This is a genomic window from Neobacillus fumarioli NBRC 102428 (genome assembly GCF_001591485.1).
GTDB classification, from domain to species: domain Bacteria; phylum Bacillota; class Bacilli; order Bacillales; family Cytobacillaceae; genus Neobacillus; species Neobacillus fumarioli.
The window spans coordinates 1-3,568 of sequence record NZ_BCUZ01000189.1 but is presented as its reverse complement, the minus strand read 5'-3'; the positions used below and the strand labels follow the sequence as shown (position 1 = coordinate 3,568).

Below are 3,568 nucleotides of genomic sequence, written 5' to 3'. Positions count from 1 at the left end.
GCATTGTACAAAGAAGGTAAATGTATGATGAAGCCTGTTACAAATCTAATTAACCCACAATTAGGCAATCATGATCACAAACTATATATTCCAGTAAAACAGAAATTTGCCATTAGCCATATGGGCGCTTTTCTGTGGATGTTTTTTTCGATTTACCTGGCCCTTCCATGGCTTCATGATCTTGCCCATGTGGTTTCGTTTCCAATTGCTTTGTTCATCATCGGGGGCATTTCTTACATCCCGGGCTACATGAATGCCTTTTTGGTCATTAGCTTAATCTTAGACAGGCAGCCTTCCTTTAAAAATGAATACCCGAAAGAAAAAATCACCATCCTCATCGCCGCTCATAACGAAGAAGATAAGATTTTCCAAACGTTGAAATATATCGATCAGCAAGACTATCATGGAAGGATGAAAGTTTTGGTCATTGATAATGGTTCAGAGGACCAGACAGTTCTAGAAACCATCAAAGCGCAAAAGGAATTAGACATAGAGATCGAGCTGCTTCATGAAGAGACACCTGGAAAATTTCATGCTTTAAACAAAGCCCTGGCGGTTGTCACAACACCTTATGTTATTACCATTGATGCTGATACACTGCTTCATCCGTCATCTATTCGCTATCTTGTTGCCAGGATGAACTCCAGTCCGAAAGAGGTTTGTGCGGTGGCCGGCAGTGTTCTCACAAAGAACAGCCGGGAAAATATATGGACGAAGATGCAAGAATGGGACTATTTTCTGGGTATTGCCTCCATTAAAAGACTTCAAGGCCTTTACCAAGGAACATTAGTGGCTCAAGGGGCTTACAGCCTTTACAAAACCGAATGTATTAAAGAAGTCGGCGGATGGCCTGATGCGATTGGGGAAGATATTGTTTTAACCTGGCGCCTGCTCGAAAAGAAATGGAAAGTTTATTATGAGCCATTAGCTGTTTCCTTCACAGAGGTTCCCAGCACCCTTAAACACTTTGTCCGGCAGCGAGCAAGATGGGCAAGAGGAATGATTGAGGGATTATCGGAAATAAAACCATGGAAACAGCCGCAAATGTATGTGAAATATTTAACAGGCATCAATTTCATTATGCCGTATTTAGATGTGACCTACACCTTTTGCTGGATTCCCGGGCTGGTGCTTGCCTTTTTCGGTTATAACTGGATTGTCGGTCCGATGACACTGCTCGTTCTGCCTTTAACGCTGGTCAGCTATAGCATTCTTTATTTCTTTCAAAAAAACTTTGTCTTTAAACCTTTAAATCTAAGAATCCGTAAAAATATGCTGGGATTTATTTTATTCATTCTTGGTTATCAAATGTTGATGTCCCCTGTATCCGTTTATGGTTATATACAGGAGATTTTTAAATTCGGAAGGAAGTGGAAATAAAACCACCCCAAGGGGTGGTTTTGCTTATAGATTCTTATCTAGTTTTCCGGCCCTTTTGCGCCATTTTCTCCATCCCCCATAATAAATCCCTGTTCCTAAGCAAGCGCCGCAGCTGTCAATCAAAACATCTGTGATCTGCGGTCCTCTTCCTGACACGAAGATTTGGTGAAATTCATCCGAGGCAGCATAAACAATGCATATCAATATCGTGAGGATTAACTTGGAACGAATGGGCAGCTCCGTATTCCTTACTGCATTCATTACCAATAACCCCAATACGAGGTAGATCGAAAAATGCGCGCATTTCCTAATGATGTGATTAAAATCTTCTATATTTACTTTTGTTTGCCCTGTCACTTTCTCTAGCAATTTCACAATCTTTTTGGTTATTCCCATACTTAGACTGTCGGACTGAGCGGAAGTCTCTGCAGACAGGCTGAAGATTACCGCCATCCAAATGATGACCAGCAACCATGATAATACATTCCATTTACGCAACATGACTCATCCTATCATTTAATTACAATATTATACCATCCGAAAAGTATGAAAAGCTATGCAAGAATTTGATGCAAAAAAATAACGGCTTTTTTTAAAAACCGTAATTTACTCCTTTATAGGTTCAGCTGGCTCCAAAAGTTTTTCCTTCATACATTCAAATAAGTATGCAATATAGGATTTTAGTTCAAATCGATCCTCTTGAAGAAAGTTTGCTAATGGGATGTTTGCGTTTTCCAAGATTCTCTCCCCTTTAATTATAATAGTATGGGCCCCTCCTACGCCTCATACCGTGATAGCCACGCGCGCTATCCGCCTGATTTCATTATAGGTGAAAACGTTTACAAATTCAAAAACTTTTCATAAACAAGTTTCGTCAAATCTCGATTCAACCCGTCAAGACGGTATTTAACCAAAAATAGTGGCAAAAGAGGAAATTTTTTGGAACCAAAAGAAGTTCCAATTCTAATTTTGTAACATTATTGTAATAAACAAAAATTAGGCTCTAAGAGGCATTCTATTAGGGATTTTTCCATTAAAATGGCTTTTAAAATACGCCGTTTTCTGATTTTTCAATCTTCGTAGAAATGTTTTTGCAATATTAATGCCAAATATGTAACTGAATTTACATCTCCTTGTTCTTTGTTTTGAAAAAATCCGTGTTAAGATTATGGCAGTCAAGCAAGCAAAGAAACGGAGGTATAAGAATGCTTCATCAAATTAAAACATTTATAGCCGCTGCAGTACTTACAGGAACAGTAGGTACCAGCGCACAAGCGGCAACAGTAACGGTAAAGCAGGGCGATACACTTTGGGATCTAGCCCGTGAAAATCATACATCAGTTGAAAACATTCAGAAATTAAATCATCTTACGACATACATTATCCATCCGGGTGATCAATTGACGGTCACACCGGAAATCCGTTATACCGTCCAAGAAGGCGATACACTATGGGGCATCGCTAAGAATCATCATGTAACGGTATCTCAACTTAAAGAATGGAACAATTTAATGACGGATTTGATCCATCCTGGATTAAACCTATTAGTTTTTGACGGTGCCCAAACTTCTACAGAGATAAATCCGGCTCCAACAAAGGTTGAAGCTGCTTCTACGTCAGCTCCGGCTCAAGCTCAGGCTCAGCCCGTGGCAAATGCCGCTCAAGCTCAGCCAGCAACAGCTGATCCGAAGCCAGCAGCTCCTTCAAATAAGGTGATTACTGTAAAAGCTACAGCTTATACGGCTTCATGTGCAGGGTGTTCCGGAACAACCAAAACCGGGATCGACCTGAAAGCAAATCCGGATGCAAAAGTCATTGCCGTTGACCCTAATGTCATTCCGCTTGGAACCAAAGTCTATGTAGAAGGCTATGGTGAAGCAATTGCCGGAGATACCGGCGGCGCCATCAAAGGAAATCGAATCGATATCTTTATCCCATCTGAACAAAAGGCAGAAGAATTTGGCGTTCAACAAGTAAAAGTAACAATATTAAATTAGGATAGAAAACCCCGGCAGATGCTGGGGTTTTTAGTTGTAATTATACAATACCCTGATAATTCCTTTTATAAACGACTTTTTGCAAGGATCGTTAAAGGTGGATGTTGATTTTATGGCATTGAAAAATAGGCGGAAGAATTCCTGCTAAATGAAGAAATTTATATAAATACCTATTTAATAAGCGGATTTTT

At 39.9% G+C, this 3,568-nt stretch carries 3 protein-coding genes; 2 read left to right on the top strand and 1 reads right to left on the bottom strand.

Features of this window, described 5'->3' with window-relative positions; translation table 11 throughout:
* Positions 1–27: 27 nt before the first annotated feature.
* Positions 28–1,380: a glycosyltransferase family 2 protein gene (locus tag BFU02S_RS15240; protein WP_066372480.1), complete on the top strand. Its 1,353-nt coding sequence runs from the start codon at positions 28–30 to the stop codon at positions 1,378–1,380.
* A gap of 24 nt (positions 1,381–1,404) precedes the next feature.
* On the opposite strand, the gene BFU02S_RS15235 is transcribed toward BFU02S_RS15240, so the two are convergent.
* Positions 1,405–1,881: a VanZ family protein gene (locus tag BFU02S_RS15235; protein WP_066372477.1), complete on the bottom strand. Its 477-nt coding sequence runs from the start codon at positions 1,879–1,881 to the stop codon at positions 1,405–1,407.
* A 704-nt stretch (positions 1,882–2,585) separates the two neighbouring features.
* On the opposite strand from BFU02S_RS15235, the gene BFU02S_RS15230 reads away from it, so the two are divergent.
* Positions 2,586–3,377, top strand: coding sequence for a LysM peptidoglycan-binding and 3D domain-containing protein (locus tag BFU02S_RS15230; protein ID WP_066372475.1), 792 nt, complete (start codon positions 2,586–2,588; stop codon positions 3,375–3,377).
* Positions 3,378–3,568: the final 191 nt, after the last annotated feature.

Bases quoted from the DNA above. Each gene is read 5' to 3' on its own strand.
- BFU02S_RS15240 (WP_066372480.1), top strand. From the start codon at position 28: ATGAAGCCTGTTACAAATCTAATTAACCCACAATTAGGCAATCATGAT.
- BFU02S_RS15235 (WP_066372477.1), bottom strand. From the start codon at position 1,881: ATGTTGCGTAAATGGAATGTATTATCATGGTTGCTGGTCATCATTTGG.
- BFU02S_RS15230 (WP_066372475.1), top strand. From the start codon at position 2,586: ATGCTTCATCAAATTAAAACATTTATAGCCGCTGCAGTACTTACAGGA.